26 protein-coding genes are annotated in these 24997 nt (G+C 35.5%); 20 read left to right on the top strand and 6 right to left on the bottom strand.

All coding sequences use genetic code 11. The annotated features are described in order from the left end of the window. Positions 1–62: 62 nt before the first annotated feature. Positions 63–1496, bottom strand: a complete 1434-nt coding sequence (locus tag H3R29_RS04015; protein ID WP_198202154.1) for an APC family permease — start codon at positions 1494–1496, stop codon at positions 63–65. Between the two features lie 364 nt (positions 1497–1860). On the opposite strand from H3R29_RS04015, the gene ylxM reads away from it, so the two are divergent. From ylxM to H3R29_RS03980, 7 genes are all read left to right on the top strand, one after another. Next, the gene (ylxM, locus tag H3R29_RS04010) at positions 1861–2202 is read left to right on the top strand and encodes a YlxM family DNA-binding protein (protein WP_046325038.1); all 342 of its coding nucleotides are present in this window, start codon (positions 1861–1863) and stop codon (positions 2200–2202) included. A gap of 4 nt (positions 2203–2206) precedes the next feature. Beyond that, positions 2207–3634, top strand: a complete 1428-nt coding sequence (gene ffh, locus H3R29_RS04005) for a signal recognition particle protein (protein ID WP_198202155.1) — start codon at positions 2207–2209, stop codon at positions 3632–3634. A gap of 87 nt (positions 3635–3721) precedes the next feature. Continuing rightward, positions 3722–3994, top strand: coding sequence for a 30S ribosomal protein S16 (rpsP, locus tag H3R29_RS04000; protein ID WP_038523039.1), 273 nt, complete (start codon positions 3722–3724; stop codon positions 3992–3994). A 64-nt stretch (positions 3995–4058) separates the two neighbouring features. Next, positions 4059–4574, top strand: coding sequence for a ribosome maturation factor RimM (rimM, locus tag H3R29_RS03995; protein WP_198202156.1), 516 nt, complete (start codon positions 4059–4061; stop codon positions 4572–4574). After that, the gene (trmD, locus tag H3R29_RS03990; protein WP_046325035.1) at positions 4564–5289 is read left to right on the top strand and encodes a tRNA (guanosine(37)-N1)-methyltransferase TrmD; all 726 of its coding nucleotides are present in this window, start codon (positions 4564–4566) and stop codon (positions 5287–5289) included. Before rimM ends, trmD begins: the two co-directional genes overlap by 11 nt. A gap of 117 nt (positions 5290–5406) precedes the next feature. Further along, on the top strand, positions 5407–5754 hold the full coding sequence (rplS, locus tag H3R29_RS03985) for a 50S ribosomal protein L19 (RefSeq protein WP_034981588.1): 348 nt from the start codon (positions 5407–5409) through the stop codon (positions 5752–5754). Between the two features lie 97 nt (positions 5755–5851). Next, positions 5852–6619: a nucleoside phosphorylase gene (locus H3R29_RS03980; protein WP_198202196.1), complete on the top strand. Its 768-nt coding sequence runs from the start codon at positions 5852–5854 to the stop codon at positions 6617–6619. Positions 6620–6844: 225 nt separating this feature from the next. On the opposite strand, the gene H3R29_RS03975 is transcribed toward H3R29_RS03980, so the two are convergent. After that, on the bottom strand, positions 6845–7144 hold the full coding sequence (locus H3R29_RS03975; RefSeq protein WP_122037699.1) for a hypothetical protein: 300 nt from the start codon (positions 7142–7144) through the stop codon (positions 6845–6847). A 59-nt stretch (positions 7145–7203) separates the two neighbouring features. On the opposite strand from H3R29_RS03975, the gene H3R29_RS03970 reads away from it, so the two are divergent. Beyond that, positions 7204–7578 carry a MerR family transcriptional regulator gene (locus H3R29_RS03970; protein ID WP_046325033.1) on the top strand — a complete coding sequence of 125 codons (375 nt, stop codon included), beginning with the start codon at positions 7204–7206 and terminating at the stop codon, positions 7576–7578. A gap of 37 nt (positions 7579–7615) precedes the next feature. Here the strand turns inward: H3R29_RS03970 and lexA are convergent, their stop codons facing one another. Then, a complete protein-coding gene (lexA, locus tag H3R29_RS03965; protein WP_046325032.1) occupies positions 7616–8239 on the bottom strand; it encodes a transcriptional repressor LexA in 624 nt (207 codons plus the stop codon). A 142-nt stretch (positions 8240–8381) separates the two neighbouring features. On the opposite strand from lexA, the gene H3R29_RS03960 reads away from it, so the two are divergent. The 5 genes from H3R29_RS03960 to H3R29_RS03940 all read left to right on the top strand — a co-directional run bounded on the left by H3R29_RS03960 (position 8382) and on the right by H3R29_RS03940 (position 14208). Then, positions 8382–8630 carry a DUF896 domain-containing protein gene (locus tag H3R29_RS03960; RefSeq protein ID WP_046325031.1) on the top strand — a complete coding sequence of 83 codons (249 nt, stop codon included), beginning with the start codon at positions 8382–8384 and terminating at the stop codon, positions 8628–8630. A gap of 68 nt (positions 8631–8698) precedes the next feature. Then, positions 8699–8914, top strand: coding sequence for a YneF family protein (locus H3R29_RS03955; RefSeq protein WP_046325029.1), 216 nt, complete (start codon positions 8699–8701; stop codon positions 8912–8914). 72 nt (positions 8915–8986) lie between these two features. Further along, positions 8987–10741: an ABC transporter ATP-binding protein gene (locus H3R29_RS03950; RefSeq protein WP_198202157.1), complete on the top strand. Its 1755-nt coding sequence runs from the start codon at positions 8987–8989 to the stop codon at positions 10739–10741. Between the two features lies 1 nt (position 10742). Continuing rightward, complete coding sequence (locus tag H3R29_RS03945; protein WP_198202158.1) at positions 10743–12533, top strand: ABC transporter ATP-binding protein; 1791 nt, start codon at positions 10743–10745, stop codon at positions 12531–12533. A gap of 274 nt (positions 12534–12807) precedes the next feature. Further along, positions 12808–14208, top strand: a complete 1401-nt coding sequence (locus H3R29_RS03940; RefSeq protein WP_110446203.1) for an FAD-binding oxidoreductase — start codon at positions 12808–12810, stop codon at positions 14206–14208. Positions 14209–14284: 76 nt separating this feature from the next. On the opposite strand, the gene H3R29_RS03935 is transcribed toward H3R29_RS03940, so the two are convergent. Together H3R29_RS03935 and H3R29_RS03930 are read right to left on the bottom strand one after the other, a co-directional pair. Next, positions 14285–15460: a cyclopropane-fatty-acyl-phospholipid synthase family protein gene (locus H3R29_RS03935; protein ID WP_046325023.1), complete on the bottom strand. Its 1176-nt coding sequence runs from the start codon at positions 15458–15460 to the stop codon at positions 14285–14287. A gap of 82 nt (positions 15461–15542) precedes the next feature. Next, entirely contained in the window at positions 15543–16157 is a 615-nt protein-coding gene (locus H3R29_RS03930; RefSeq protein WP_174795366.1) for a 1-acyl-sn-glycerol-3-phosphate acyltransferase, read from the bottom strand. 58 nt (positions 16158–16215) lie between these two features. On the opposite strand from H3R29_RS03930, the gene H3R29_RS03925 reads away from it, so the two are divergent. From H3R29_RS03925 to H3R29_RS03895, 7 genes are all read left to right on the top strand, one after another. Beyond that, the gene (locus H3R29_RS03925; RefSeq protein WP_198202159.1) at positions 16216–17247 is read left to right on the top strand and encodes a GIY-YIG nuclease family protein; all 1032 of its coding nucleotides are present in this window, start codon (positions 16216–16218) and stop codon (positions 17245–17247) included. A gap of 155 nt (positions 17248–17402) precedes the next feature. After that, entirely contained in the window at positions 17403–18206 is an 804-nt protein-coding gene (rpsB, locus tag H3R29_RS03920; protein WP_122026169.1) for a 30S ribosomal protein S2, read from the top strand. Positions 18207–18246: 40 nt separating this feature from the next. Next, on the top strand, positions 18247–19122 hold the full coding sequence (gene tsf, locus H3R29_RS03915; protein ID WP_198202160.1) for a translation elongation factor Ts: 876 nt from the start codon (positions 18247–18249) through the stop codon (positions 19120–19122). Positions 19123–19778: 656 nt separating this feature from the next. Next, complete coding sequence (locus H3R29_RS03910; protein WP_198202161.1) at positions 19779–21803, top strand: FAD-dependent oxidoreductase; 2025 nt, start codon at positions 19779–19781, stop codon at positions 21801–21803. A gap of 89 nt (positions 21804–21892) precedes the next feature. Beyond that, positions 21893–22738: a MerR family transcriptional regulator gene (locus H3R29_RS03905; RefSeq protein WP_198202162.1), complete on the top strand. Its 846-nt coding sequence runs from the start codon at positions 21893–21895 to the stop codon at positions 22736–22738. Between the two features lie 24 nt (positions 22739–22762). Further along, complete coding sequence (locus tag H3R29_RS03900; protein ID WP_198202163.1) at positions 22763–22945, top strand: hypothetical protein; 183 nt, start codon at positions 22763–22765, stop codon at positions 22943–22945. Between the two features lie 103 nt (positions 22946–23048). Then, on the top strand, positions 23049–23675 hold the full coding sequence (locus H3R29_RS03895) for a hypothetical protein (RefSeq protein ID WP_198202164.1): 627 nt from the start codon (positions 23049–23051) through the stop codon (positions 23673–23675). Positions 23676–23721: 46 nt separating this feature from the next. Here H3R29_RS03895 and H3R29_RS03890 read toward each other — a convergent pair whose 3' ends face one another. Beyond that, complete coding sequence (locus H3R29_RS03890; protein WP_198202165.1) at positions 23722–24843, bottom strand: acyltransferase family protein; 1122 nt, start codon at positions 24841–24843, stop codon at positions 23722–23724. Positions 24844–24997: the final 154 nt, after the last annotated feature.

Raw genomic sequence — 24997 nt, 5'->3', positions numbered from 1 at the left:
AAAATATTTAAAAAAGTCTGGAAAATTTTTCCAGACTTTTTTGTTAACTATAGCTAAATGATTCAATTTTTGTTGATTTTGTTCATGGCTGAGTGACGAATACCATAAACAAAATAGATGACAATCCCTATTAGTGACCAGATTAACATGTATTTCTTTGCTTGCAGATCTAATCCCCAAAAAACAGCAAAAGAACCTAAAAATGCCAGAAGCGGAAGGACCGGATACCAGGGCATTTTAAATGCCGGGTCGGCGATATCTTTTCCTTCACGTGGTCTCAAACGGTAAATGCCAATTGAAACAAACATGAAAGCTATCAAAGTACCGGCAGAAACTAATTGTGTTAAAAATGAAAAGGGAATAAAAGCTGAAATAATAATCGCAATTATTGCCACAGTCCATAATGAGTTTGCGGGACGGTGATTATTATTTAATTTACCCAGTTTATTAGAAATCATACCATCACGGCCAAATGAATACACTAAGCGGGAACTTGCCATACATAAGCCGATCAAAGCTGTAAACATCCCTAAAATAGCAACTGACTGTACTATGGTGGCTATGTGAGTAAAACCAGCTGTTCTCAAGGCATATCCGACTGGTTCAGCAGAATTTAAATATTGCTGGTAAGGAACCATACCCACTAAAACCAAGCTCACAGCCACAAAAAGCACCACCGCAATTAATAAAGAGCCGATAATTCCACGCGGCATAGTCTTTTGGGGATTAACGGCTTCAGCCGAGTTTGAAGCGATTGTATCAAAGCCTAAAAAGGAGATATAAATCATGGAAACTCCGGCATAGATTCCTTGCCAGCCACCAAAAGGACCGTGACTTGTGGCGCGATAATGAGGTATAAAAGGAATAAAGTTAGCTTTTTTGATAACTGTTAAGCCAACAACGACAAAAAGTAAAATAGCGAGCACTTTGACAACTACCAGGATGTTTTCAACTCTAGAGGCTTTAGAAACGCCAAAACTAACTAGAAAGGCTGCTAATAAAATAGCTAATAGAGCGACCAAATCTAATAAACCGCCATTGACACCTAATGGATTAGCTAAACTAGCAGGTAGTTTCCAGCCGAGTGGAGCAATTAGTGCACGCAAATTGGCTGACAAACCGGAGCTAATGAAGGCCATTCCTATCAAATACTCTGCTAGTAAAGCCCAGCCTGAAAACCAGCCCCAAAATTCACCGAAAATGACATTAATCCAAGAATAAACTGAACCTGCAAAAGGCATAGCTGCAGCCATTTCTGCATAAGCAAAAGCTACCAGACCGGCGACAATAGATGCTATCACACATGATATGGCTACGGCCGGACCGGTGTGTAAAGCCGCAACCTCTCCAGGCAAAGTAAAAATTGAAGTAGAAACAATTGTGCCTACACCAAGTGCCAGGAAGTCACGCACCTTGAGCGTTCTAACTAAATGACCGTCTTTTTCTTGATAAATGCCTGGATCTTCTTTGCGATTCATTAATTGCCATAAATTCACATTAAACTACCCCTTAACTTTAGTTTATAATTTGTTTGAAAATACACTGCGTTTTTAAAAGCACTTGCTAATATTTAAATGCAAACGGGTTAAACAGTTGTTACTAACTTACCTCATTCAGATATTTTGGCAGAGATTCCAAATAAAAAACGGTACGAAATTATATAATAATATGTACCGTTTTTAGAATTTTAAGGGATAATTTATTCAAAATTGACATAGGTATCCCCAAAACCAAATTAAAAATAATGATACAGATTTACATTTCAGAAAGCAAGAATTTATATTTTTTATTTACTTAAATTTCGGCTTTCAAGATCGTCAACTTCTGACATTTTTGCTATACTGGTTCAAGGTGAGAGTAATGGACGAACTTGAAAAAAATGAAATGCTAGGCGATCTATACGCATACTATGGTAGTCTTTTAACCAAGAGTCAACAAGATTATTTTGAAGATTATTATTATAATGACTTATCTTTAGGAGAAATAGCTATAAACCATCAAGTTTCTCGTCAAGCCGTATACGACAATTTGCGTCGTTGCCGGCGCCTGCTTAAAAAATACGAAGATAAATTGCACATGCAAAGAGATTACAACATGATAGAAGACAAATTGCTTAAAGTTACGACTGCACTTCGGAAAGACAAGTCAGACCTGGCTTTGCAAATAACTACTGATTTATTAAACCAACTGAGGGGAGAATAATTCTATGGCATTTGAAAATTTAAGTGAGAGAATTCAAAAAGCTTTAAAAAATTTAACCGGTAAAGGGAAAATATCTGAAGAAGATATCAACAGCGCTAGTCGAGAAATCAGACTGGCCTTACTTGAGGCTGACGTCAACTTTAAGGTTGTTAAAGATTTTATCAAAAAGATTAAACAAGAAGCCTTGGGTAAAGAGGTTCAGGAAAGTCTTAATCCGGGTCAACAAGTCATTAAGATTGTTAACGATGAATTAACCAAAATGATGGGTGAAAGCGCCGTAACCTTAAACAAGTCTAAGCACATTCCCACTATTATCATGATGGTAGGATTGCAAGGTACTGGTAAAACTACCACAGTTGGCAAGTTGGCTAGCAGATTAATGCAAAAAGAAAAAGCGCGGCCGCTGTTAATTGCAGGCGACGTTTATCGTCCAGCCGCCATTGACCAGCTTGAGCAAATTGGTGATCAATTAAACGTTCCTGTTTATAGTGAAAGAAATGAAAAAGACGTTGCTCAAATTGTCCAAAATGGGTTAAACCAAGCTGATAAAAATAAAAATGACTATGTCATCATTGATACGGCTGGTCGTTTGGAAATTGATGAACCATTAATGGCAGAACTTGAGCAAGTTAAAAAGGTGGCGCAGCCAGACAACATCTTGCTGGTAGTGGATGCCATGACTGGTCAAGCTGCAACAGATGTTGCCAAAGGCTTTGATAGCCGCTTAGATATTACGGGAGTGATTTTAACCAAACTTGACGGTGATACTCGTGGTGGTGCTGCACTGTCAATCAGAGCTGTAACAGGTAAACCGATTATCTATACCGGACAGGGTGAAAAATTAACTGACTTAGAGCCGTTTTATCCTGACCGGATGGCATCAAGAATCTTGGGCATGGGCGACATGCTGACTTTAATTGAAAAAGCCCAGCAGGATTATGATGCCAAAAAGGCTGAAGAAGTTGCTGAAAAGATGAAGGAAAATACCTTCGATTTCAACGATTTTGTCGATCAGATTGAACAAGTTGAGAAAATGGGTCCTCTTGATCAATTGATGAAGATGATTCCCGGAATGGCTAACAATCCCCAGCTTAAAAATGTTAATTTTGATAAAAAACAAATTGTCTACATAAAAGCGATCATCTCATCTATGACTAAAGAAGAACGAGAAAATCCCGAATTGCTCAATCCAAGTCGCAGAAGGAGAATCGCAGCTGGTTCCGGTCGGCCAATTGTTGAAGTCAACAGAATGATTAAGCAATTTAAACAAGCTAGGGATATGATGAGTAAAATTACCAAGGGTAATTTTAAGGGAATGGATAATTTGCCCGGAATGAATTCACCAATGGGACGAATGGCTATGCGTCACATGGGGAAGAAATTTAAGAAGAATAAGAAAAAACGGATGAAGGTCAAGAGGTATCATTCATAAAAAAAGCACCTGTTAAGTAAAAACACTTTACACCTTTAAAAATACGTGCTATATTATTTAACGTAACTTTTAGGAGGAAATAATTTTATGTCAGTAAAAATTCGTATGCGCCGTATGGGTGCCAAGAGAAAGCCATTTTACAGAATTGTTGTCGCTGATTCCAGAATGCCACGTGATGGTCGTTTTATTGAAGAAGTTGGCTATTATAATCCAGTTTCCGTTCCTAAGGAATTGAAATTAGATGAAGATAAAATTTTTGAATGGCTAAAGAAGGGTGCACAACCTTCAGATACTGTACGTTCACTACTTTCAGGTGCAGGCTTAATGAAGAAGCTGCATGATTCAAAGTTCAATAAATAGTGAATCGTTTATTAAAAGTTTGAAGTCAACTGCTTCAAGCTTTTTTCTTTGAGTAGGAGAAACTATGCAATTTTATGATGTTGCGCGTATATTGTCTACCCATGGACTAAAAGGAGAGGTAAAAGTTGCTCTGATTACTGATTTTCCTGAAGAACGCTTTGCCTCAAACCAAGAACTAGCTTTAAAGGATAATCCGCAAACCAAATTAACTGTTAAATGCGGTAGACCTTTTAAGCAATTTTGGCTAGTGCAATTTAATGAAATAACTGATATTGATAGCGCTGAAAAATTGCTAGGAAAAACGCTAGTTGTCAGCAAGCAAAATCAACATGACCTGCCTGATGGCGCATATTATTACCGCGATATTTTGGGTTGTGCAATCATAGATAATCAGTCAGGCAATGATTTAGGTAAAATAACTGGTATTGAGACTCCCGGTGCAAACGATGTCTGGGAAGTTACCGAACAAAATGGTAATGAATATTTAATCCCCTATATTGATGAAGTAGTTAAGAAAATAGATATTGCACATAAAAAGATATTTGTAGAACTTTTGGAAGGATTACGCAATGAAGATTAATGTATTGACGCTTTTTCCTGACATGTTTACCCCGCTCACGACTTCGATGCTTGGGCGTGGGCTAGATGATGGCAAATGGCAGCTCAATTTAGTCAATTTTCGTGATTTTACCACTGATATTCACCATCACGTTGATGACAGTCCTTATGGTGGGGGTGCTGGCATGGTTTTGCAAATTATGCCGATCAAAAAAGCACTCGACTCAATTAAGAATAAAGGTAAAGTAATCATTACCGCGCCGCAGGGTAAAACTTTTAATCAAAAAATGGCGCAGGATTGGTCTCAAGCAGAAAACCTGACATTTATTTGCGGTCATTATGAGGGTTTTGATCAACGCGTTTATGATTTGGCTGATGAAATTGTTTCAATCGGTGATTATGTTTTGACAGGTGGTGAACTGCCAACAATGAGTATGATAGACGCTACAGTCAGGTTAATTCCCGGAATTTTAGGTAATGATGCTTCACCAGTAGAGGAAAGCTTTGCTCATGGGTTACTGGAATATCCCCAATACACTAGACCGGAGAATTTTCAAGGAATGAAAGTTCCTGCGGTTTTAACCTCAGGCAATCACCAAAAAATTGCGCAGTGGCGTCATAAAGAAGCATTGCGTGCAACTTATTTACGCAGACCAGATTTACTTGAGCAACATGCTTTAAGTGCAGAAGAAGAAAAAATGCTGGCAGAAATAAAACAAGAAGAAGATCAAACTTGATTTTACCTGGTATTTTTGCTAGTATGATTGAGGTGTAAATTTATTTTGCACTAATAGTTAGGGGTATTCCGCTGACGTAGAAAACGCTAATGAATGCCGCAGAAGGAGAAAATAAAAATGGATCCATTAATTCAAGAATTAACTAAAGAACAATTACGTGATGATATACCTGACTTCCGTGCAGGGGACACAGTTCGTGTTCATGTGCGTGTTGTCGAAGGTTCACATGAACGTATTCAGATGTTTGAAGGCGTAGTTATCAAGCGTAAGGGCACTGGCATTGGTGCCAGTTACACAGTGCGTAAAATGGCATCTGGTGTCGGCGTAGAACGTACTTTTCCTGTAAACGATCCCCGTGTTGCTAAAGTTGAAGTATTGCGTCATGGTCGTGTACGTCGTGCTAAACTTTACTACTTACGTGATCGTCACGGCAAGTCTGCTAGAATTGCAGAAAAGCGTCGTTAATTTACGCTTAAGTGAAAGAGAATCATTTCCAAAAGGGATGATTCTCTTTTTTGTTTATGTTAAAATCTTTAGCAATATATTTTTATTGAGGAGGAGAATTATGAAAGAACCATTTTTGTTAACTTTTGATACTGATCCGAGGGCTGTTTTAGCGCCCGATCACGAACAAGAAATTAATAACTTTCATTTTCAGCCCAAGCTGCTGTTTGCATTCTTAACTCCTGCTGTAATCAGTGATTTTTTGGCTCGTTATCCTCATAAAAAGCTTGGATTCTTTGACTGCTTCGAAGGAGAAACTCCAATTTATGAGGTTGATTTAGACGGACAAAAAATTACTTTTTGTCAGGCAAAGATAGGTGCTCCAGCTGCTGTAGAGCTATTAGATTGGTTAATAAGCTATGGTGTTAAACAAATTTTAGCAATCGGATCAGCAGGCTGCTTAGTTGATTTACCAGAGAACTATTTTCTAGTGCCTACAAAAGCTATTAGAGACGAGGGCACATCCTTTCATTATATGAAACCAGGAACGTATATTGACTTAAAGTCAGAGTTTTTAACTAAGACCAAAAAATTGCTGAAAGAAGAAGGTCTTAAGGTTGAAGAAGTAACTACCTGGACAACTGATGGCTTCTTTAGGGAAACTGTCAAGAAAGTAAAGCAGGCTAAAGAGTTGGGAGCCTCTTGTGTAGAGATGGAATGTGCAGCAATGGCTGCGTGTGCACAACTTAGAGAGGCAGATTTTGCACAAATATTATTTACAGCGGATTCTCTTAAAGACCTAGAAAAGCATGATGACAGAGGCTGGGGCAGGGATGCTCATGAGACAGCCATCAATTTGGCAGCAAATATTATTAAGGAAATTTAACCAAGTTTGTGAAAAAATACTGCTGTGGAACCAAAGTGAAACAGCCACACAATTCACAAGCAAATAACATAAAAGCTTTAGAAGCAATATTTTGAAGTATATTTTCAATATAAAGTTTGTGAATAGATTTAAAGCATTAGTTGTGGAAAGTCAATTTCTTGCCATCATGACAGTATTTTGAGAAGTTACGCTTGACTATTAACAGGAATTTTGCTAGATAAATATCTAAAAATACTTAAAGTTCAAGCAAATCAAAATAATAGTCAAAATAAGTCTGATAAACCAGTGAGACCAAGTGATTTGTCCGTAAAGAAAAATTCCATTTGCTAGAGCGGTAAGTAAAACTGCTACTAGAAATATAGTAGTTAAAAGTGGTTTTTTTAGAAAACTTCCGGCAATAATTCCTAATGCGGACAAAACGTTGATCATGATTAGCCAAATTGGCAAACTAGTAAAAGATAGAAAGCTGGCGCTGATCATGATAACACCATATATAATATTAAATAAGATTGTAAGATATGACATTTTAATACCTCCACAAAAATTTAACCATCTGGGGTCGACCCAACGTCAAGGAAATAATTATGTATTTGAAAGAATTTATTCAAAAGGAAAATACTACACCTGATACCGTTAGACATTATATCTATTTAAAATTATTAAATCCTGGTCGTAAGGGAAAAAACTATTGGTTTACTGAAAACGAAACTGATACTTTTGAAGCAATTAAAGAGTTCCAAGGCTTAGGCTTTTCACTTCAAGAAATAAAGGACATAAAAAAACTACACGATGAGTCGTGTAGTACTGAAAAGCAGCGTAAACAAAACCTAAAGTTAATTAAGGATAAAATAGCTGTTATAAATGCAAAAATAAACAAATTAAAAATGCAGAAAAAAGTGCTGGAAGAAGTAGGAGAAATTTTGCAAATAAAAAGCATTATTGAAACTCGTAAAAAATAATTTTTATTTATCCCAATAATGCTATAAAGTTCTTTTGTTAAATAATAGTATTACGGTATAGACCAACTACCTTACCTAAAATGTGAACACTTGACAATATAATCGGTGCCATCGTATCATTTTCAGGCTGCAATCGATAGTGACCTTTTTCCTTGTAAAACCGTTTTACAGTTGCTTCATTTTCATCGGTCATAGCCACTACAATTTCTCCGTTGATTGCTGAAGACTGCTTACGGACAATGACATTGTCTCCGTTTAAGATACCAGCGTTTATCATACTTTCACCATGAACTCTCAACATGAAAAGATCTCCGGCATCGTTTGCCAGATCTGGAGGTAAGGGAAAGTAATCTTCTATATCTTCAACAGCCAAAATCGGTTGACCAGCTGTGACATCACCAACTACGGGAATTTCTTTCGGCTGGACGCCAATTGCTTTTTTACCTTCATCTGTTATTTCCAGAGCTCTTGGTTTGGTGGCATCCTTGATCAGTAGACCTTTATTTTCTAGCCTAGATAAATGGCCGTGTACAGTTGAAGTTGAAGATAAATCTACAGCATGACAAATTTCGCGTACAGTAGGAGGGAATCCTCTGTCCTCAACTGTTTCATATATATAGCGTAGAATTTGCAACTGCTTAGTATTTTGTTTAGTTGTCATAATTATCTCCAGTATTATAAACGTTTTCTTATATATTTAATTTTAGCAAAATATTTCGTATAATGCAAACAAACGTTCTGAAAATTTATACTTTTTTTCGTTGCCAAAATAAGGTAGAATTTTTTAATTGAGAGGTGCAAAGATGAGTGAAGATCCCGAAAAAAAATTAATCAATCGTATTAATGAGCTTTATCACAAAAAGAAATCCGTAGGCTTAACTGAAGCTGAAGAGAAAGAACGTAAGGAATTACACCAGGAATTTATCAAAAATTTTAGAGCTGGCTTCAAGCAAGATGTTGAAAATTTAGTCATAATTGACAAGAATGGTAAGGAAATTACGTCTGAGAAAGCAAAGCGAGCTCAAAGAAAAAAAGGTTTAAGAAAAGATTAACTTTGATCTTTAATTTTCCTTATTTTTTAGGTAAGATATAACTATTGGACAAATTGAGGTGATTTTTTATGAATTTAGGATTAGCGATTTTTCTGATTGTGATTGCACTATTATTGGGCCTTGTAGGGGGCTTCTATGGTGCTAGATCATATATGAAAAAATATTTTAAAGATAATCCGCCAATCAGTGAAGATATGATTGTTGCTATGATGTCTCAAATGGGCCAAAAGCCTTCGGCTAAGAAGGTCAACCAAGTGATGAACATGATGAAGCACCAAAAATAACAATTTTACTAGATTGAATTAGTGCTGCGGAGAATAATTTCTCCGCTTTTTTACTGAATTTTAAGGTGAATAATGGGAATATTTTTTAAATTAGGATGGTTCTTTAAAAAAGAGAAAAAGCGTTACCTCATCGGTATTACATTTTTAGCACTTACATCTGTTGTAAATTTAGTACCACCAAGAATATTAGGCTTAATGGCAGATCAATTGGATAAGGGTCACATTAGCTGGCAAAAATATAGTCTGTTAATTTTAGCTATTATTTTCTCCGCTCTTTTGCTTTATGGCTTTCGCTATTTTTGGCGTAGACAAATATGGGGTGGAGCTGCTGAACTTGAATTGCAATTGAGATCGAAATTATTTGATCACTTTATGGCGATGGATCGTACTTTTTATCAACGTCACAGAACCGGGGACTTAATGGCTCATGCCACAAATGATGTTTCAGCTGTCCAGGAAGTTGCGGGTGAAGGCGTTTTAACTTTGGTGGATTCTCTTATCATGAGTGTATCGACTATGGTTGCAATGATTGCATTTGTTGATTGGCGCTTGACGATTGTTGCTCTTTTGCCATTACCATTTCTAGCTTGGGGAGCTTGGAAATTAGGTGACAGGCTTCACGATGCATTTGACAAATCCCAAGCGGCTTTTTCAAGGCTGAATAATAAAACGCAGGAATCAGTTTCAGGTATTAAAGTTTTAAAAACATTTGGTCAGGGTCAAGAAGATACTGCCGCTTTTGACCAGATGGTTGAAGACACCATTAAAATTAATAAACAAGTTTTTAAATGGGATTCACTTTTTGATCCTTTAGGAACATTGCTTATTGGTTTAACCTATACTATTACCATTATTTATGGTGGTCTTTTGGTTTTCAATAAAGCTCTTACCATTGGTCAATTGGTTTCTTTTATTGCATATATTGGCAATATGGTTTGGCCGATGTTTGCGATTGGTTATCTTTTTAACATCTTAGAGCGTGGTAGTGCCAGTTACGACCGTATAGAAAAGTTGCTGGAAGAAAAATCAGAAATTACTGATAAATTTGCAGATCAAAAGATTTCGGCTAAGGACATAGCAGGGGATCTTGATTATCATGTTAAATTTTTCGCATATCCGGATGAACCAAATGTTCAAGTGCTGAATAATATTAATTTTACTCTAAAAACGGGACAAACTTTGGGACTTGTTGGTAAAGTTGGAGCCGGTAAAACAACTATAATTCAGCTTTTGCTGAGAGAATTTGACAAGTATGATGGCCAGATAACTCTAAATGGGTATGATATTAGAGAAATTCCACTTAATGTTTTATTGCGGCAAATTTCTTATGTACCGCAGGATAATTATTTATTTTCTACTAGTATTCAAAAGAACATTGCATTTTCAAATGCAGATAGTGATAAGGATGCAATTATCACTGCCGCAAAAAAGAGTGATTTACACAATGACATTTTAGAAATGCCGGGTGGCTACAACACCCTGGTTGGTGAAAATGGTGTTTCACTTTCTGGTGGGCAAAAGCAAAGGATGTCGATTGCGAGAGCTTTACTTAAGCACAGTCAGATATTAGTTTTAGATGATGCTCTCTCTGCTGTTGATGCCAGAACAGAAATGGCTATTTTGCATTCTTTAAAGAAAGAAAGACAAGGCAAGACAACTTTAATTGCTACACACAGACTTACTTCTGTCATGAATGCCGATTTAATTTTAGTATTAAAAGACGGCCGCATTGTTGAAAGAGGTACTCACGATCAGTTACTCAAACTAGATGGCTGGTACGCTGATATGTGGCAAAGACAGGAATTAGAAGACAAGGTGGGTGAATAAGATGGATGATGAAAACTCATTTCAATCTGTTTGGTCTCAAGAAATACCAGTAAAAGAACAGCTCAGCATTTTTAAGCGCCTTTTGCGTTTTGTAATGCATTTTAAGAACGAAATGATTATTGCCGGAATTGGAGCGCTTTTAGTAAGTATAATTAATGTTCTCCTGCCATATGGCTTACAGTATTTTTTAGATAACTTTTTGGTAAAAGCAGATGTAACCACTCAAATAATATTATTTGCTGGTTTTCTCTATGCTTTTGGTTCAGTTGTCAAAGGAATTTTACAATTCACATACGAGTACTTCTTTGCCCTAGGTTCTGAAAAATCGCTTGAAGGCTTGCGTGCGGAATTGTATCAAAAATTACATACTCTGGGAATGCGCTACTTTGATCAAACTCCGGCTGGATCGATAGTTTCAAGAGTAACTAATGATACTATGACATTGAGTAATTTTCTTACCGTTTTATCTAGTGTTGTAATGTCGTTTTTCTCAATCATTTCAGCCATGGTGGCAATGTTTTCAACAAATGTGATGGCTGGGCTGATTGTGTTGGCTTTTCTGCCCTTACTCTTGGTAATAATATGGCAATATTCTAAAAGAAGTTCCAAACTTTACCGCAGTTACCGTGAGCGATTGAGTCGCATTAATACTAACCTGAATGAGTCAATCGAAGGAGTTTCGTTAATCCAGCAATTTAAGCAGGAAAAACGTATGACTAATCATTTTGAAGATGAAAATACAGCTTTAATGAAAACAAGATTTAATATGATAAATCTTAATTCTCTTTTGCTTTCCCCTTTGACTAGTTTACTGTATTCACTCGCCCTTGCTTTAACTTTAATGTACTTTGGTTTTCCATTAAGGGAAACTTTTGTACCAGCTGGTGTGGTTTACGCATTTTCACAGTACATCTCACAGTTTTTCAATCCAATCGCTAATATGATGGATCAAATGACTTTCTTCCAGGACGGTATAGTTGCGGGCAAGAGAATTTTCCGGATTTTAGATAATACTGATTATGAACCTAAACAAAATGCTGAAAAAGGCCTGACAATAACACAAGGAAAAATTGAATTTAAGCACGTCAGTTTTTCATACGATGGTAAAAACGAAATTTTACATGATATTTCATTCACCGTTAATCCCGGTGAAACTCTCGGTATTGTAGGTCATACTGGCTCAGGCAAAAGTTCAATTATAAACGTGATGATGCGTTTTTATGAATTCTATCAGGGTGAAGTCTTAATTGATGGTGTAGATATTAAAAAGTATCCTAAAGCTGAATTGCGTAAAAAACTTGGCCTGGTATTGCAGGAGCCGTTCATGTTTTATGGGGATATAAATTCAAATATCCGTCTTTATAATAAAGATATTACGGATGAACAAATAAAAGAGGCTGCTGAAACTGTCCAAGCGGACGGCTTTATTGAAAATCTTCCTGGTAAATATCATGCAAAAGTGGGTGAAGGAGGAAGTGAATTTAGCCAAGGACAAAGACAACTGATTTCATTTGCTCGTACATTAGTTACTGATCCTAAAATTTTAGTTTTAGATGAAGCTACAGCAAATGTTGATACTGAAACCGAAACACTTATTCAACAGGGCTTGAAACGGCTTCGTAAGGGTCGTACTACTCTTGCTATTGCGCACAGACTTTCAACTATTGTGGATGCAGATCAAATTATTGTATTAAATGACGGCAAAATCGTTGAAAGGGGTAATCACGAAGAGCTTCTTTCACAAAAGGGTTATTATTATAACTTGTATACATTACAGAACAGTCAAAAGTAAAAACGTTAGTCGATAAAAACTTTGATAAAACCTCCAAATTATTTCAATTTGGAGGTTTTATTGTGTCTATTTTTAATAAAAGAAACCAAATTAAAAGCTTTTATTTTTTATTTTCTAGGATTAAAGAAGTGTAATTGAAACTTTTAATGGACTTTTAACTTGGAAAATATTTATATACGTTATAAATATATACACTATTGACAGCGTTTGCAGTATAGGGTAAATTAATTTATAAGCATAGGATACTATGCTTTTTAGTAAGAAGGGAATTATAATGGAATATCATAAAATCAATGAAACTGATTTGGAAAATTTAAGAAAATTTATCTCAGATCCAGAAAGATTTATTACTAATCCCACAAAGCACTGGGATCATGACCAATTTCGTACTGTGAGGGCAATGCCAGATTTGGTAATTCAACCGACAACTAATGAAGAAGTCATGAACGTTGTTAAATATGCAAGTGACCACTCAATACCTTTAGTTCCAAGAGGTAATTCCACCGGTTTAATGGGAGCTAACTTGACAGTTGATGGCGGAATTTCACTTGATATGATCAAGATGAATAAGATTTTAGAATACGATCCTGAAAACTTGACAATGACAGTTCAAGCAGGAATCAGGTTGAAGGACCTAGACGAGTTTTGTGCTGATAAGCCATTTGTTTATATGCCAGCACCTGCTATGCATTGGGCTACAATAGGAGGAAATGTTTCAACAAACGCCGGTGGTCTTAAGGCTATAAAGTACGGTGTAACGAGAGAGCATATTCGTGAGATCAAGGCTGTTTTGACAAATGGCAAGTTATATAAATTTGGCTCCAAAGCAGTTAAATCATCGTCAGGTTATTCGTTAAAAGATTTGTTTATCGGTGCTGAAGGTACTCTTGGGGTTATAACGGAAGTTACAATCCGGTTATATCCAAAACCTCACAAGTCAATAAATGCTATTATTCCATTTCCAACTCTAAATGATGCAATTAAATCCGTTCCGGCTATTTTAAGATCAGGTGTTGTGCCAACAACTGTTGAATTTATGGGACGTAAAGTGATTAAATTATGGGAATCATATGCTAAAGATGAATTTCCACTTAAAAAAGGTGATGGCTTCATTATGATTGGTATTGATGCCTTTACTGAAGATGAGTGGAAGGCTGAGCTGAAGGAAACTTTGGAAGTAGTAAAGCCGTTTAAAGCTGAAAAAGCTGTTGTCCTGGGTGCTGATTCCGAAGAAGCCAAGAAAATATGGCAATGTCGTGAAGAATTGCTTTTAGCTATTCAAAAGTCCACTCCAAAAATGGACGAAATTGATGTTTGTGTACCAATAAATCACATTCCTGTAGTTTTGGATCGTATTGAAGAACTTGAACAGGAACTAAATATTCGCATTCCAAACTTTGGCCATGCTGGTGATGGTAACCTGCATATCTATCTTTGCTCTGACAATATGACAGATGAAGAATATGTCAAGACTAGCAATAAGGTTATTTCTGAGCTATATAAGACTGCTAAATCTCTTGATGGTAATATGTCAGGTGAACACGGAATTGGTTATGCCAGAGCAAATTACTTTGAAGACTTTTACGGCAAAGAATATACTGATTTGTTACGTAAAGTTAAAAAGCTATTTGACCCTAACTATGTCATCAACCCAGGAAAAATTTTTGAGCCTTAAAAATATTTTCTGCTTTTTACAAATAAAAAAAGCTGATAAATTTCGTTTTATCAGCTTTTTTGTATATGATAATTTTTTACTTGTTTAACATATATTTCCTCGTCATAGGTAAATTTTTACCAGATGGTCCTTTGGTGATGAGATATTGCACAACATCAATATTTCCCGATTCAAAGGAAGCAGCACAAGCCTGTAAGTATAGATCCCACATTCGGGTAAAACGTTCGCCCATATTCTTTTGAATTTGATCTCGTTTGCTGTTGAAGTTATGATCCCAAATTTCCAAAGTTTTTTGATAATGCCTTCTTAGCATTTCGATGTCTGCAATTTGCATATTATTTGCAATAATATGATCAATATTTTCTGCTAAGCCAGGAATATAACCACCTGGGAAAATGTACTTATTAAGCCAAGCATTTTTAGCACCACCCTGTTGACGAGTAATGCCGTGAATTAAAGCGACTCCGTCCTTCTTTAAGTATTTTGCAACATCTCCGAAGTATTGGCCTAAGTTTTCTTTACCAACATGTTCAAACATGCCGACAGAAGTTACATAGTCCCACTGCTGATTGCCTAATTCGCGATAGTCCTCTAATTTAACTTCAGCAACATCCTGTAAGTTTTGATCATAGATTTTCTTTTGCACTAACTTGTATTGTTCTTCACTTAGGGTTACACCAGTCACCTTTAGGCCGTATTCTTTTGCAGCTAGCAGCATGAGCGTTCCCCAACCACAACCAATATCAAGTAAAGTTTTGCCTTTTTCTGGATTTAATTTATTTAAAATATGATGTATTTTTGCCAACTGCGCAGTTTCAAGGTCATCATTTTCATTTTCGAAATAAGCACAGGAATAAGTTAAAGTAGGATCGAGCCATAATTTGTAAAAGTCATTACCGATATCATAATGACGTTGAACATCTTTTTCGCTTTGTTCTTCTGTATGCTTTTCTTTTGGTAAAAATTTACGGAATTTACTGGAGCGCAAAAAGCTTCCAGCACTTTCATAAGCTCCGCAAATTAATTTTTGCAAACTCCCTTTAATTTCAATTTTTTTATCCATATATGCTTCTCCAAGAGCTAAAGAAGCATTTTTAGAAATAGCGCTGGTTGGGATCTTTTCGTTAAAAATAATCTCAATATTCGGAGTACCGTTTCCATATATTTCGCTTTTACCGTCCCAGTAAGTTACTTTAACAGGGAACGGAAAAGACTTACTTAACATTGTTCTGTAAAAAGTTTTTTCTAACAATTTTTAAAATCCTCCGTCTGACATTTTCACACTAATATTCTAACACCGGAATAAAATAATTTTTATGTAAAACTATCTCTTTTTATTGAGGATGGTAATGAAAATTTGGATTCTGTTCGTAATCAATTTTATCCCAGGCCTTTTTTAATTTGTTATCGATCTGTGCTTCATTTTCATGTGTAAGCTTAGTTTTACGATCAACCATGAATGGTTCGCCAAAACAAACTTCCAAAGGTTGCCTCTTTAACAATCCGGTAAAGGTTAGGGGACCTTGATAAACGACGGGGACTATGGGCTTATTCGACAGCTTGGCAATAGCAATAGTGCCACCTTTCATTTCAGCTGAATGTCTGGTACCCGAGGGGAAAATAATTAGTGAATAGTTCCCATTTTTCAAACCTTTAATTGGTGTTTTTAAAGCTGAAGGTCCAGGATGTTTCCGATCAACAGGAAAAGCATGTGCGTGCTTTAAGATAAAGCGCAATATGGGATTTTTGAATAATTCTATCTTAGCCATAAACATAAATTCTTTAGGACTAGCGGCAAGTGCAAACAATATTGGTTCCCACCATGTTCTGTGCGGTGCTGCTAAAATATAGTTGCCTTCTGGAATTCTTTCTTTATGATTAACGTGTAGATGTCCGTTTAATAGCCAAACTATAAAGCGAGCTACGGGACGAATAAAATGATAAAACATAATTTCCTCCAATTGATGTAGAATATTATAACAAAGCTGAGGAAGAGGACAAATTTTTATGGGAAAATTATTGAAAAATGAACGCATTGATTATATGTATAGTGACGATTTACGAATTATTCAAAATAAGACCTCTTTTAGTTTTTCTTTAGATACGCTCTTATTAGCGGCAGCCGCAAAAAATGTTATTAAAGACAATTCTAAAGTAGCTGATTTATGTGCGGGTAATTGTGCAGCTACAATGTACATGGCCTATTTTAATCGTGCCAAATATGATGCAATTGAAATTCAAAAAGAAGTGGCATCACAGGCTAAACGATCTATTGCACTAAACCAGATGGAAAACAGGATTCAAGTTTTTCAAAAAAATGTTAAGGATGCCCCGAAATTTTTAAGAAAAGATTCTTATGATGTTATTGTCGTAAATCCACCGTATTTTAAAGTGGCGCCAAACCATAAAGTTAATCCCGATCCAGCAAAAGCCATTGCTAGACACGAGATCTTAATTAATCTTGAAGAAATAATTGCTGTGGCGAGCGGCCTGCTTAAGATGAAGGGAAAAATGTTTATGGTTCATAGGCCTGAGCGGTTAAACGAAATTGCTTATTTTTGTCTTCAGCATGATTTGAGTATTAAAGTGATTCAACCATACGTTTCCCACCGTGGAGAAGACTGCAATTTGATAATTATTGAAGCAGTTAAGCATACTGGTAGTGACGGATTAGTGTTAAAAGATGCAATTGAGGTACACGATCAAAAAGGCAATTATCTTCCTGCTATTCAGTGTATCATTCGTGAGACTGAACAAGATAAGGTCAAAAGGAAAAAATTAAAAAAATACTTTTTTTATGTTTTGTTGTGTAGTGATGGCAGCTTTTATGGGGGCTTTACGGACGATCTATTAAAAAGATTAGAGGCTCATAACAACGGTAAGGGTGCTAAATATACTAAATCACGCAGACCAGTAAAATTAATTTATCATGAAGAATTTCAAGATAAAAATTTGGCACTTAAGAGAGAATACTGGTTTAAACACCATAACAGGTTATGGAAAGAAAAATTTTTAAAAGAGCATAAAGTTAACTTTTAGCCTTGCATCTTCAGCAATAATCTAGTATTATTTTAACGTATGCGTTTTAGCATATATGTAGAAAACATCAAGGGCGATCAGTATTTTGGTGCCACACAATGGTGAAATACTGAAATGACCGCTTGAGAGGATTAAAACCGTAGGAGGAATTTAATATGTCAGTAGTTTCAATGAAACAATTGCTTGAAGCTGGTGTCCATTTTGGTCACCAAACCAGAAGATGGGATCCTAAGATGGCTCCTTATATCTTCACCCAAAGAAATGGTATTTACATCATTGATTTGCAAAAAACAATCAAAATGTTGGATGATGCTTATGCCTTTGTTAGAGCCGTTGCTCAAAATGGCGGCGTTATTCTTTTTGTTGGTACTAAGAAGCAAGCACAAGATTCAATTGCTGAGGAAGCTACTCGTGCTGGCCAATACTACGTTAACCAACGTTGGTTAGGTGGTACCTTGACTAACTGGAAGACTATCCAAAGCCGAGTACAAAGATTAAAAGATTTGAAGAAGATGTCAGAAGATGGCACATTTGATGTGTTGCCAAAGAAGGAAGCCTCTCTTTTGACTAAAGAAAAGGATAAATTGGAAAGATTCTTAGGTGGTATTGAAGATATGCCTAGAATTCCTGACGTTTTATTCGTAGTTGATCCTAAGAAAGAAAAGATTGCTGTTCACGAAGCTAACATTCTTGGTATTCCTGTTGTTGCTATGGTTGACACTAACACTGATCCAGATCCAGTTGACGTAGTCATTCCTGCAAATGATGACGCTATCCGTGCAATTCGTTTAATTACTGGTGCCATGGCTGACGCTGTTATTGAAGGTAAACAAGGTCAAGATGACGATGATGCCGAGGCTGAAATGGCTAAGGGTGCAGAAGAAAAGCATGCTGATACTGAAAATGATGCAGAAAAAGCAGTAGAAGCTGAAGAAACTTCTGACTCAGATGAAGACTAGTTTTTAATTATCAATAAGTTTTTATTTGGAAGGGAAAATAATGGCAAGTATTACTGCTAAACAAGTAAAAGAATTACGTGACCGCACCGGTGCTGGCATGATGGATTCCAAGAAGGCTTTGGTTAAAGCTGATGGTGATATTGAAAAAGCAATTGACATTTTAAGAGAAAATGGCGTTGCTAAAGCTGCGAAGAAGAGTGGCCGTATCGCAGCCGAAGGTCTTGCTGAATATGCTTTTGATGGCAACGATGCAGTTGTGGTTGAAGTCAACTCAGAAACTGACTTTGTTTCATCTAATGATAAATTCATTAAGTTAGTAGACGATGTTACCAAAGCTATTTTGGCAGCGAAACCAGCAAATGTTGACGAAGCATTGAAAGCTCCGCTAGGTGATTCAACAATTGGTGATGCTATCACTAATTTAACAGCAGTTATTGGTGAAAAAATCACTTTAAGAAGATTTGATTTAATTACTAAAAATGATGACGAAGTTTTTGGTGCATACAAGCATAATGGTGGTGCAATTGTTGCAGTTGTTACCTTAAAAGGAAACAGTGAAGAAGCAGCTAAGAACATTGCCATGCACGTTGCCGCAATTAATCCAGAATACTTGAACAAAGATTCTGTACCAAAGGCTGACTTTGAACGTCAAAAGGAAGTTTTCACTAAGGAAACTGAAAATGAAGGCAAGCCTGCTAAGATTATTCCTAAGATTGTTGAAGGTAGAGTAAACAAGTATCTTAGTGAAATTTGTTTAGTAGACCAACCTTATGTTAAAGATGGCGACATGACTGTAGCAGAATATGCTAAATCAGAAGGCTGCGAAGTTGTCGGATATAAGCGCTATGAAGTTGGCGAAGGTATTGAGAAGAAGCAAGAAGACTTTGCTGCTGAAGTAAAAGAACAAATGCAATAGATATTTTTGATAAAATTATCTGATGAAAAGCTCTCATCTCTATTGATGAGGGCTTTTTGTATTCAGTTGAACGCTCATTTTAAGGTAACAAAAATCTTAATCAATCCTAAATGATAAGAAAAAACAAGATAACGTATAAAACAAACAGCTATCTCAACAAAAAAACTTAAATTTTCTTTTATTTTTAAAAGCAATTTACATTTATTGCGGAATTTCTTTTAGAATTAGTGCAGTATCTATTAAAGGAAAAAATTTTGTTTTTAACTAGATTTACTTAAAGCGAGGTGATATTTTTGGGTTTCTGGGTTATGATTCTTTCACTAATTTTCGGAGCTATACTAATATACCTTAGCTTTGCTGGTCGGTTTTCTAAAACAACAAAATATATTTCTTTTTTGGTCGGTTTCTTATTAATAGCTGGAGCTATTTTCTTGTCTACTCCAGACGGAGCCGAATTTGTAATGAAAATCACATAGGAAAGTGAAATGTATTTAAGTGCTAGAGTTTTTATAAAAATTGGCACTGTATCTTGTTGCACTGGCAGCAAGATACTTTTTTTATAAAAATTGTGACTTTTATCACTTATGATCTTGACGATGAAGTTACTTCATCAATTAAAATAAATTTGTAAAAGATATTTATAAGGAGAAATAAAAATGACTAAGAAATCATTTATAGGTAAAGGCCAGGGATTTAAAAGTCAGATAGTTTTAAAAGGAGAATTTGCTGACAATAAATTAAGTGAAATAGAGTTAGTTTCAAGTAATGAAACCAAAGATGTCGGTGAAAAAGCCCTACCAAAACTTGTAGATGCTGCAAATAAAAGTAAAAAATTTCAAGTTGATGTGATTTCTGGAGCATCAATAACTTCTAAGGGCTTTAACGAAGCTCTAAAAGATATTGAGAATCAGCTTAATGGTGTAGAAGCCGAAACAGAAACTACTGTAAAAGATGGTAATTATACAGTTGAAGTAAAGTCTTTTAAAGAAAACCAGGGACTGCCTGGTACTGGCAGGGCTTTGATGAATGTCACATTTAAAGATAATAAAATAACAAATATTGTTGTGCCAGAATATACTGATACGCCAGTAATTGGCGGAATGGCATTTGATTTGTTAAAAAATAAAATAATAGAAAATCAGTCTACTGCTGTTGATGTGATCACTAGTGCAACAGTTTCTTCAAATGCATACATTTCTGGTGTTGCAAAAGCAATTTCAAAAGCAGAGGGTAACCCACAATCTTTTGCAAATCGCAAAATTCACAAACCTGCTCCTAAGCATAAGGAAATACATACAGATGTTATAGCTATTGGAGCAGGTTTAACTGGGTTTAGTGCTGCAATTGAAGCAGCAGACGAAGGTGCTAAAGTAATCCTTCTAGAAGCAGGACAAACTTATAGCAGTTCTACTACCCGTGCACAAGGATTTGTCATGGGTGCTGATACGGATGAACAAAAGAGAAGGGGGATTAAGGACTCAGCCGATGACTTTTATAATGATTTAATGACTGTTTATGGTGATGAGCCAAATATTGAACCCAAATTGTTACGCAAGCTAGCTAATGAGTCTGCAGATTATATTTCATTTTTAGAAAATCAGGGAATAAAATGGGATAAAGTGGTTAATATAGCTCCTAAAAAGCCAAGATTAACAAAACGCGCTCACACTATTAAAGGTATGGGAACCACTTTAATTCATGCTCTGGTTGATTCAGCCAAAGCAAAAGGTGTAGATCTGCGATTGGGAATAAAAGTAGATGAGCTAATCGTGGAAGATGGAAAAGTTAAAGGTGTTAAAGCAACTACTGTAGATGGTGATAAACTGTCGATCTATGCGTCAGCGGTAATAGTTGGAACAGGTTCTTATACCGCAAATATGGCAAAAATTAAGGAACTTAATCCTAAAATGACCAATATAGAGGTAATAGTTGGCAATGGCGATGGATCAGCTTTGAACTTTTTCAAGCAGGTTAATGCCAAAATAATAAATGTTCCTTATTTGCAATTTATGTATTACTTTTACGGTGTCTCTTTTGGCGATAAATTCCCAGAGGCAATTCCTGAATCTCCTACTTTACCAAACTATGATGTCTTATGTGTTGATGGTGGCGGTCACAGACTGGTTTCTGAAGATGATTTCACATTTGAGTTTACTAAAAGATGCTGGCGTAATGGTTATGATGAAGGCTATGCCGTTTATGGGCAGAAGACGGCAGAAAAGTATCCAGTTATGACGGAATTGGGCCTAACCAAAAAGACAATTCATGGTAAAAACTTTGGTTATAAAGAAGATAATCTTGAAAAATTGGCAAAGGATGTTGGAATTAATCCTGATAACCTCAAAGAAACAGTTTCGCGGTACAATATACTCTGTGAAAAAGGAAAAGATGAGGACTTCCACAAAAACAGTAAAAATATGATCAAAATAACTGCGCCATTTTACATTTTAAGAATGCCACAAATTTGTACTGATGGTTATACTGGAGCAAAAATTAATGAAAACGGTCAGGTTCTTGACAGTACTGAAAAGCCCGTTCCAGGATTATACGCAGCCGGTTCATGTGCTGACAGTGGAGTAATGGGAATCGATTACTTTGGAGATGGTATGTCATTACTAAATTGTGGAGTATTTGGACGCGCTGCAGCTAAAGATGCCGTTTCTAAATTGAATGAAAAATAGTTAAAAAAATTTAAAAGACTTTGACAAAATATATTAAAGTCTTTTTTTCTGCTTTAATATAGCTATAAGCATGCAAAGGAAGTAGAAAAATGATAGATCATAAAGCGTATCCCTATGTCTATACTTCTTCACAGCTGGGTAAGTATTTTGGGATTTCCATTAAGGGTATAGAATATTATGAGAGAAAAAAATTAATCAACCCTAAAAGAGTAGGCAATAATAATCAGAGACAGTTTAATTTAAATGATACATATCGAATTTTCATGGCTAGGTATCTTAGTCAGTCGGGTTTAACTCTTAATGACACACTGGATGTATTAAACGCTTCAAATGAACAAATTGCTTTAAAGTTTTTAGTAAAAAATTTGCATGATTCTGAAAAAGAACTTAAACGTATCAACGCTTCTATAGAAGTAATGACTCACAACATAAAGCTTTTACAAAAAGTTTTGAACTATCACAGTTTTTTTGAAATAACAAAATCACCAACATTAAAAACATTGTTTTTACGAGAAATGGACGGCCCTCATAAAAGTAATCAAGAACAAACAGATGAATATCGCACTTGGAATGAGTTAATGCCGATAACGAATGGCTCAATCCGTTATAGAAAAAAGGATGTTTTGAATAAAACATCAAAAATTGAACCAGAAATTGAAATGATTATCAGCGAAAAATATTTCAAAGCTTTTGGTTTAAAAAATAGTAATCGTGTTAATACTATCCCTTCCAAAACTTGTTTGCATACTGTTGTAGTGGGTAATGCTCAAAATATTGATAATAAGGGGTGGTTAAATTCTATAAGATCTTATTTAAAAGAAAATAATTATCTTTTAAATGATGATATCATAACTTCCTTGCTTTTAGTCTTAGACAATTCGCAAAAGCACATCAGATATGATGAAGCCTGGATACCAATCAAAAGTAAGCTGTGAAAATGTTAATATAGGAGGAAATTTATGAAGTTTTGGATTATGGTTTTAGGTCTTGCCATTGGAGCAATATTAATATATCTTGGTTTTGCTGGTCGGTTTTCTAAAACAACAAAGTATATTGCTTTTTTGGTAGGATTCTTGTTAATTGCTGGAGCTATTTTCTTGTCTACTCCAGATGGAGCAGAATTTGTGATGAAAATTACTTAATTTTCCATGAAATCGCTTGCAAAAAATCAACGCTCCGTGTATACTTTAAAACTGCACTGTTAATTTACAGGGCAGTATTTTTAGTTTTAATGGAGGCGTGAAAATGGAATTTACTGAGCAAGATTTTGAAAATCGTAAAAATTTTGTCAAAGGTATGTTTTCTTTAGGCGGATTAAGTGAATGTGGCAAATCAGCTGCTGGAATCTATTTTGACAGCATTGGTATAAAACGAATGAAGATCATTGCAATCGAAAAAGAAATGATGATAGAACGCAATTATCAGTTCACTGGACATCCCTCAGAACAAGATTTTACCAATCTTTATGCCAAAGACACTGAAAAAGTGTTTAAAGAGTTTTTATATCGTTTAATAGGTAAAATGCAAGAAGAAAATATTCATTATGCATCAATAGAAAGCCTCTACCGTTCAGAATTGGGTGTTTATCTAAAAAAAGAACTGGGTCCTAAAATGATGAACATTTACATTGAAGCGCCTCTTGAAGTTCGCGCACAAAGAGAATACCAAAAGCAAACAATTGATAACGGCAAAGATTTTACTTTTGATGAAATAGTAGAACGGACCAAAAAGAAGGATCAGTTCAAAATCAAGCATGGAGCGCTAAAAGTAAAGGATATAGCAGATATTATTGTTAACAATGACTCTTTTGTGGAAAATGAAAAACAATACTTAAATATTATGGCAGGTATTGCTTCTATAGTAAAAAAGTAAAAAAATAAAGCACTTTGATTTTAATCATTGTCAAAGTGTTTTTTTGTTATTTTAAACTAAGGCTGCTTAAGAACCTTTTGGTTTTTGACCACCAAATATGAATAAAATATGCTGAAGTGAAGGACAATGTCCAAGTCAGTATCCACATGCCAAAAAATGTTAGAAATGGATGATATACGGCATGATAACTCATATTCAGTCCACGCCAAAGCAGTTGATCCCAGAATACATTCGATAAATATGCTCTATAGGCATAGGTTGCTAGAAAGTGAAAAACTTTTAAACAAGTTTCTGATTTGTGTCTAACGTTAAATAAACATAGTGTAGCTACTAAAGCTATAACGGCTAAACAGTAAAATGTCATGGACGGTTTGTAATAAGGCACGTTTGCAAAAAGAACCGGATGACCAAAGCCATGTAATTCAAAATTAGTCCAGAAAAAACATGCAGCAAAACCAATTAAGATCAGCCACCAAAACTTATATAGAAACGTATTGACATAATACCTAAATTGCCACGCCAATACACCAAAAACACCGTAAATCACAAACGAAATGAAAATACGATCCAGCAGATACCAGCTTTTTTCGTATGGCCCATGAAAAACGTAAAAGTCATAAAACCACAGCCAGAAAAAATACAAAACAAACGTAATACCGGCAACTGATAAACCCCGTTTTACGTTGTTAGCAACATAACGACTGATTCCCCAGAAAATTGGCATTAAAATTATAAATTGTAACATCATGGTGTTATACCATAGATGAGGAGCAGCGTTACCGTTGACAAATTGCCAGCAAAATGTACCAAAATTATTGAACTTTCTTATTTGCTGAAGCCAGGGCATTCCCAACAAGTAGATCAAAGTCCACCAGATTGTAGGAACAAACAAATTTGACCAGTTTGCTCGTAAATGTTTTTGATATGAAAAATTGCCTGCTATATCGTTAGTACGAATAGTTGTATACAAAATGCCAAAGATAAATGCTGGAGCAGTATACTTAACCAAATTATACATAACGCCAAAAATATCTTGCGTATTATATGGTTGTCCCACTCCCATAATTAAGGACATTATTGGTTGAGACATAACGGCGCTGCAAGCAAAAACCTTCAGGTAATCACCTATGTCAGCTAATTTATATGATTCGAACGAATACTCTTTCATTTTATAATTTAAAAATACTTTTTCTTTTAGGATAAATTTTTAAAAACTTCATAAAGATAGTAATAAATTATATTATAAAGTTCAAAAACATAATGGCAAATTACCTGATAAATTAACGAAAATTGCAATTTTCGAAAATAAAATTTTCATCCTT

The sequence above is a fragment of the Lactobacillus sp. M0393 genome, from assembly GCF_016102025.1.
GTDB lineage: Bacteria > Bacillota > Bacilli > Lactobacillales > Lactobacillaceae > Lactobacillus > Lactobacillus melliventris.
The sequence above is the reverse complement of the archived record's forward strand: the minus strand, read 5'-3'. Positions and strand labels throughout refer to the sequence as shown.